8 protein-coding genes and 1 pseudogene (1 of these 9 running past the window's edge) are annotated in these 6,029 nt (G+C 67.4%); 4 read left to right on the top strand and 5 right to left on the bottom strand.

Annotated elements, in window-relative coordinates; translation table 11 throughout:
• Together secD and yajC are read right to left on the bottom strand one after the other, a co-directional pair.
• A partial coding sequence (secD, locus tag QZV94_RS20525) for a protein translocase subunit SecD (RefSeq protein ID WP_293681252.1) occupies positions 1-1,419 on the bottom strand: 1,419 nt, incomplete at its 3' end.
• Between the two features lie 13 nt (positions 1,420-1,432).
• Positions 1,433-1,729 carry a preprotein translocase subunit YajC gene (yajC, locus tag QZV94_RS20530; RefSeq protein WP_293681281.1) on the bottom strand — a complete coding sequence of 99 codons (297 nt, stop codon included), beginning with the start codon at positions 1,727-1,729 and terminating at the stop codon, positions 1,433-1,435.
• 177 nt (positions 1,730-1,906) lie between these two features.
• Here yajC and QZV94_RS20535 point away from each other — a divergent pair, with 177 nt between their 5' ends.
• Positions 1,907-2,746, top strand: a complete 840-nt coding sequence (locus QZV94_RS20535) for an ATP-binding protein (RefSeq protein WP_293681255.1) — start codon at positions 1,907-1,909, stop codon at positions 2,744-2,746.
• A 59-nt stretch (positions 2,747-2,805) separates the two neighbouring features.
• Here QZV94_RS20535 and QZV94_RS20540 read toward each other — a convergent pair whose 3' ends face one another.
• Positions 2,806-3,015, bottom strand: coding sequence for a cold-shock protein (locus QZV94_RS20540; protein WP_293681258.1), 210 nt, complete (start codon positions 3,013-3,015; stop codon positions 2,806-2,808).
• 307 nt (positions 3,016-3,322) lie between these two features.
• On the opposite strand from QZV94_RS20540, the gene QZV94_RS20545 reads away from it, so the two are divergent.
• On the top strand, positions 3,323-3,532 hold the full coding sequence (locus tag QZV94_RS20545) for a hypothetical protein (protein ID WP_293681261.1): 210 nt from the start codon (positions 3,323-3,325) through the stop codon (positions 3,530-3,532).
• 5 nt (positions 3,533-3,537) lie between these two features.
• Positions 3,538-3,795, top strand: coding sequence for a hypothetical protein (locus tag QZV94_RS20550; protein ID WP_293681264.1), 258 nt, complete (start codon positions 3,538-3,540; stop codon positions 3,793-3,795).
• Positions 3,796-3,931: 136 nt separating this feature from the next.
• On the opposite strand, the gene bcsS is transcribed toward QZV94_RS20550, so the two are convergent.
• A complete protein-coding gene (bcsS, locus tag QZV94_RS20555) occupies positions 3,932-4,702 on the bottom strand; it encodes a cellulose biosynthesis protein BcsS (RefSeq protein ID WP_293681267.1) in 771 nt (256 codons plus the stop codon).
• A gap of 200 nt (positions 4,703-4,902) precedes the next feature.
• On the opposite strand from bcsS, the gene QZV94_RS20560 reads away from it, so the two are divergent.
• Complete coding sequence (locus QZV94_RS20560) at positions 4,903-5,082, top strand: hypothetical protein (protein ID WP_293681270.1); 180 nt, start codon at positions 4,903-4,905, stop codon at positions 5,080-5,082.
• Positions 5,083-5,165: 83 nt separating this feature from the next.
• Here QZV94_RS20560 and galE read toward each other — a convergent pair.
• A pseudogene (gene galE / locus QZV94_RS20565) lies at positions 5,166-6,029 on the bottom strand (UDP-glucose 4-epimerase GalE) (it continues 164 nt past the right edge of the window).

Here is a 6,029-nt window from a genome sequence, read left to right on the forward strand (position 1 = left end):
GTTGGCGTCAAGGATGGAGACCAAGGCCCGACTGTAGCCATGCTCCAGCGCCATCAGCGGCGCCCTGCCGGCGTGCGCTTCGTCGCGAATCCGCTCGTAGATCAGCACGTTGGCGTCGACCGCCACCGCGAGCGTGAGGATCAGACCCGCGATGCCGGGGAATGTCAGGGTCGCCTGGAATGCCGACATGATGCCGACGATGAGAAGCACGTTCACAACCAGGGCGATGGCCGCAAACACGCCGAACAGTCCGTAGGCCAGGATGATGAAGACAATGATGGCCACCGCCCCGATGGCGAGGGAGACCACGCCTGCACGGATCGAGTCCGCACCCAGTTCGGCGCCCACAGTTCGCTGTTCCAGCACCTTCAACGGCGCCGGCAACGCGCCGGCCCGCAGCAGGATCGCCAGGTCGTTGGCGGTCTCGACCGTGAAGCTGCCGGTGATGATGCCGGACCCGCCGGGGATCGGGCCGTTGATGGTCGGCGCCGAGATCACCTTGTTGTCCAGCACGATGGCGAAGCGCTTGCCGACGTTGTTGGTGGTGGTCTCGCCGAAGGCCTTGGCGCCCTTGGCGTTGAACCGCAGGCTCACGACCGGGCGCGCACTCTGCTGGTCGAATGTGCCCTGGGCGTCGAGGAGCTGCTCGCCGGTGGTGAAGGTGCGGCGGCGGATCACGTAGTACGGCGCAAATTCGTCGCCCGGAATCAGCATCGAGCCTGGCGGCACCCGACCTTGCTGGGCCTCCACGGGGTCTGCGTTCTCGTCGACCATGTGGAATGTCAGCTTGGCGGTCTGGCCGATGATGTCGCGCAGCTTCTGCGGGTCGCTCTCGCCTGGAGCGGCGATGGCGATCCGCCCCGTGCCCTGCTTGCGGATGTCAGGTTCCTTGGTGCCGAGCTCGTCGATCCGACGGCGGATCACCTCGATGGACTGGTCCACAGCCTTGTTGGCCTGGGCCTCCATCGCGGCGCTGACGAAGGCGACGCGGAGGCGTTGGTCCGGCAGCAGGCTGATCGTGGCGTCACGTCCGCCGCCCGCGCCGGCCAGGGGCGAGCCGACCTCATCGCGCAGGGTCTTGGCGGCCAGGTCCAGCTTCGCCGGATCCGTAATGCGGACATTGACCTCGCCGTTCGCCACGCCAAGGCCCGTGAACTGGATTCCCGCGTTGGTCAGCGCCGCGCGGGTGTCCTCCGTGAGGTTGGTCAGCTTTTCAGCGCGCAGCGCCTTGGCATCGACCTCGTAGAGCAGCGAAGAGCCGCCTTGCAGGTCCAGGCCGAGGTTCAGCGCCCGGCTCGGGACCCAGCCCGGCAGCCCGGCGCGCACGCTGGGAGGCAGCAGGTTCGGCAGGGTGAAGACGATGCCGAAGAGGGTCGCCAGAACGACGACGATGACCTTCCAGCGGGCGACGTTGATCATCGAGGCTAAGCTTCTAGGCCTTGGAATCGTTGGCGGCGGCGGGCTCGCCGCGGGAGCGGACGTCGGAGATCATGCCCTTGACCACCTTGACGGTGACCCCGCTGGCCACCTCCAGCCCGACCTCCTTGTCCTCCACCCGGACCACCTTGCCGATGATGCCGGAACTGAGGACGATCGTGTCGCCACGCTTCAAGCCGCCGATCATCGCGGCGTGCTGCTTGGCCCGCTGCTGCTGCGGGCGAAAGATCAGGAAATAGAACAGGACGATCAGCGGCAGGAAGAACAGCAGCGACCCGAACGGACCTTGCATGAAGCCCTCGGCTCCACCGGTGGCGCCCGCGGCTTGGGCATAGGCGGTGTCGAACATGGTCTCTCCGGAGTGGCGTGCGCCCGCCCCCGCCATATGGGGGTGCGCGAAAGTCGGCGGAAGCTATGCGCAGCGCCCTGGTTTTGCAATGGAACCTAGGGCCGTCTAAGCCAGGGAACGATGAACAGCGATCAGACGCCCCTACTTGCCCGCATCGCCGAGGCCCTGGAACGCCTTGCGCCGCCAGCCCGGGCGGCTGCCGACTTCTCCGCGGCGCGGCTGTTTCGGCACGATCCGGCGAACGGCGCCTTCCACCCGGCGCCCGACTATCCGCTCGAGTTGACGAGCCTGGTGGGCGTCGACCGGCAGAAGGGTCGCTTCGTCGAGAACCTCAAGCGTTTCGCCGCCGGACTCCCGGCCAATCACGCGCTGCTATGGGGCGTGCGCGGCACGGGGAAGAGCTCGCTGGCCAAGGCCGCGTTCATGGCGGTGGCGGACGAAGCCCCGTCCCTGCGGCTGGTGGAGGTGGACCGCGACGAGGTCACTGCCCTGCCCGCCCTGTTCGATATCCTGCGCGCGCGGCCTGAGCGGTTCGTGGTGCTCTGCGACGATCTCTCCTTCGAGGAAGGCGCCAGCGCCGCCAAGGCGCTGAAGTCGGCCCTGGAGGGCGGGGTCTCGGGGCCGCCCGAGAACGTGCTGTTCGTCGCCACCTCCAACCGCCGCCACCTGATGCCCCGTGGCCACGCCGAGGACCGCGGCCTGATCGCCACCGCCGAGGACGCCGAGGAGGAGGTCAGTGTCTCCGACCGCTTCGGACTGTGGATCGGCTTCCCCCCCATGGACCAGCCGACCTACCTCGCGGCGGTCGCGGGCTATGCGCTACGCTACGGTCTGGCGGTCCCCGATCTGGAGCGGCGCGCCCTGCAGTGGGCCCAGTTGCGCGGCGCCCGCTCCGGCCGTGTCGCATGGCAGTTCGTCCGCGATCTGGCGGGTGAGCTGGGCAAGCCCTTGCCGCTCTAACACCCAAAGAAAAAGGGCCGGCGCATCGCACCGGCCCTCTTCCGTAATGCTGAGTAGGCTCAGGCTGCCGCGAGCGAGCCGGCCGACATCTTGCCGCTGCGCTTGTCGCGCTCGAGCTCGAAGCTGACCTTCTGGCCTTCGTTCAGAGAGCCGAGGCCCGCACGTTCCACCGCCGAGATGTGCACGAACACGTCCGCGCCACCTTCATCGGGCTGGATGAAGCCGAAGCCCTTGGTGGGGTTGAACCACTTCACAGTACCTACTGCCATGCTTGTTCCCTTTCCGGGTCGCCAATATTCCGCGTCGCCCATAGGCGCGTGCATCAAATTCTCGGAGAGGGTCGTGGGTAGATTCCGCGGGCCGGAACTCCGAAAAGTCCGCGCGGAAAAGCTCGCGAGCCAGTGCGATATTCGACCTTCAGAGCATACGATATTTGAAACATGGCGCAAGACGACCCTGAAGCAGGTGCTGAAAATCACGACACGGCAAGCGTTTAACTATAGGATGGGCGCTTACGTCCCAGCGATGATCCGACCCGGTCCCGGCGCGAGCCTTGGGGCCCGAAGGAGTTCCACCATGCGAAACGCCCCCGACAGAGCCGTCTTCACCGTGGTCCGCCACGAGACCGGCTGGGCGGTGGAGCATGACGGTGAAGTTCTGGACGCCACGCCGGACAAGGAAGTCGCCAAGGCAGCCGCCAACAAGCGCGCCCGCGCTGCACAGGACGCCGGCAAGCCCTGTCTCGTTCGGGTGACCGGCGAGCACGGCTTCTTCAACGCGGCATGAAGCACATGGCCCGTCCCGCCACCGTCGCCCGCCGCGGCCCGCCCGCAGCCGTCTTCCGCAAGGAGATCGAGGCCGCCGAGGCCGATGGCGTGCATCGCAACGATATGACCCTGCGGTTGACGCTCAGCGACGTCACCGCCCTGAAGCGTGACCGCGACCTTCCGGTGGCCGACATAAGCTTCACGGGCGGCGTGATGCGCTTCCTCGGCGTGAAGGTCGAACAAGGCGGCGTGGCCGAAAGCGCCCTGGACCGCGGAACGTAAGACCGGACGCAACCCAAGCGCGGTGACCTTGCGGACGGCCCGGCCCGAATTGCGCTGTGCGCAGGACGATCCTACGACGGAGAAGCGTCGCGCCCGCCGCCGCAAGTCCGCGCACACCTGACGGGCGGACCCCGCTCTAGCGGAACGGTGCGGCAAGGTACGCCGCCGCATAGTAGCCGTCGGCGGCCCCGGATTTCGTGGGATGGCGGTAGCCGGCGGAGAAACCCAACTCGCCGGCGCCGGTCCGGAGCTTCATGTGCGGGCCGACAGAGACCTCGCGGTGCCTCGAGTTGCGAGTTAGCGAGACCTCCGGACCCAGGGAGACCCTGTCGGACACCTTCCAGAGCACACGCCCCGACCCTGACCAGGTCTGGAAAGGCGTCGCGTAGCGCGCCTGGAGATGGATCTCCGTCCTGCTGTCCGGCGTGATCTGGTACTCGCCGCGAAGCGCGAGGCCAGTCTTCGAGCCACGCGGGCGCGCCGCTGGGTCCGGATTGTCGTGGTCGATATAGGCCAGGCCGACATATCCGGACAGCGTTCCGGCGCCGGCGCGCTTGCGATACCCGACCATGACATCGGCGTCGACGAGGCTCACGTTCCGGTCGAGAAAGCCCGGCGCACTATAGCTGTATTCGCCCCCGGAAATGTCACCGCGTACGGCAAAGCCGCTGTCGTACAGGCTGTTGTCGGCGTTGAACGTCCTCAGGGCTCCAGCATAGCCGCCCGCGTAGTCATTGCTGACCCAGGCTCCCGCCCACGCGTAGCCTGAGGGCGGCGCCCCCTCAGTCGCGGGAGCGGCGGGGGTCGGCGAAGAGCTCGCGGACGACGCGCTTCCCTGCGCGTGGGCGACGCCGGCAAGGACCAGCCCTGCGACAAACGCCACATGGGGCGCAAACGAGCACTTCATACCAACTTCTCCACTTCCAGAACCTCGATGAACAACCCGTCGCGGCGTGCCGGCGTACGGGCCTGGCTCTGGGGAAAACCGGAGAACCTGATGGTCGTACGTCTTACCGTTGCTGGGACGGCAGGCTTGAGCGGAGGAAGCACTTCGACCTCTCGCCAAACCCGCTTGGGGAACAAACCCACGGCGCTCGGCCGAGGGAAGTGGCGGCGGGTCTTGGTCCCGCTGACGCCGCCGATGAGGCCGCGCCGGCCTGCGGGTCCTGCGGCAGCGCGCCAGAGTCGCGCCGCGGCTCCACGGCCCCGGAGACCCCGACCACCTCGGCGGCCGCGGCGGTGTTCGACGCCGCGATCGCAGCGACGGCCAGCGCCATGGCCCAGTAACGCACACTCGTAGCCTTCATGCTCAACCTCCAGCGCAGCAAGCCCTGCTGCTCCCGCCGAAGTTTGGGCGCACAACGTCAATTTTATCTTGTGGTGCATTGCCGCGCTCGCGTCTGGGGCGTCCGCCAGTGCCAGGCGGAGCGGACGATGTCGGAGAGATCCGGGATCAAGGGCCGCCATCCGAGCGCCTCGACCGCGCGCGTGGAATCGCTGATCAGGATCGGCGGATCGCCGTCCTGTCGCGCCCCGATCGAGCACGGCACGGCCGCGTTCGTGACCTCGCGAACAGCCTGGATCACTTCGCGCACCGAATACCCTCGGCCCGTCCCGAGATTGAATGCGCCCGAGACGTTTCCCGCCTCGAGCCCCTGCAGCGCGCGCACATGGGCCGAGGCGAGGTCCGAGACGTGGACGTAATCGCGGACGCAGGTCCCGTCAGGGGTGTCGAAGTCCGCGCCGAGGATCGTGAAGCTGGCGCGTTCTCCTGCGGCGACGGCGAGCGCCAGCGGAATGATGTGCGTCTCGGGATCGTGCAGCTCGCCGATCTCTCCATCCGGATCGCAGCCGGCCGCGTTGAAGTATCGCAGCACCACCCATTTCAGGCCGTGTGAGCGGCCCATGTCCCGCAGCATGGTCTCCACCATGAGCTTCGAGGCGCCGTAGGGGCTGATCGGCGCGGGGGCCGCGTCCTCGGGTATCGGGATCTGCGATGGGGCGCCGAAGATCGCGCAACTGCTGGAGTAGACGATGTTCCTGATCCCAGCGTCCCTCGCCGCCTCGAGCACGATCAAGCCGCCCTGCACGTTGTTGCGGTAGTACTTCGCGGGGTGTGCGATGGACTCTCTGACATAGGCGAACGCGGCGAAATGGATCAGCGCGGCCGGCCGGTATTCCGCCACGACCTCGTCGAGGCGGCTCCGGTCGAGTACGTCCCCATGCTCGAACGG

Source organism: uncultured Phenylobacterium sp. (assembly GCF_902826855.1).
Taxonomy (GTDB): domain Bacteria; phylum Pseudomonadota; class Alphaproteobacteria; order Caulobacterales; family Caulobacteraceae; genus Phenylobacterium.